This window comes from Sulfitobacter sp. HI0040 (genome assembly GCF_001634885.1).
In the GTDB taxonomy this organism is placed as follows: domain Bacteria; phylum Pseudomonadota; class Alphaproteobacteria; order Rhodobacterales; family Rhodobacteraceae; genus Sulfitobacter.
The window spans coordinates 1-226 of sequence record NZ_LWEX01000344.1; the positions used below are offsets into that span (position 1 = coordinate 1).

A 226-nucleotide genomic window follows, 5' to 3' on the forward strand; every position below is an offset into this window, starting at 1 on the left:
GGATCAGCGGGTGCCGCCCGGTTGCCTCACACCAGCACCGAGCCCTTGGCGTCGATGACGCCTTGCGTATCCACGTCGCCCAGCAGCATTTCGTTATGGGCCTTGCCCGAGGGGATCATCGGGAAGCAATTTTCGTGCTTCTCCACAAGACAGTCGAGGATCACCGGGCCGGGGTGCTCGATCATCTCCATGATCGCATCGTCGAGCTTGTCGGGGTCGCTTACCT

1 pseudogene is annotated in these 226 nt (G+C 61.5%); it reads right to left on the reverse strand.

The features are described from left to right. Positions 1-26: 26 nt before the first annotated feature. A pseudogene (locus A3728_RS15005) lies at positions 27-226 on the reverse strand (acetolactate synthase 3 large subunit); the annotation flags it as partial.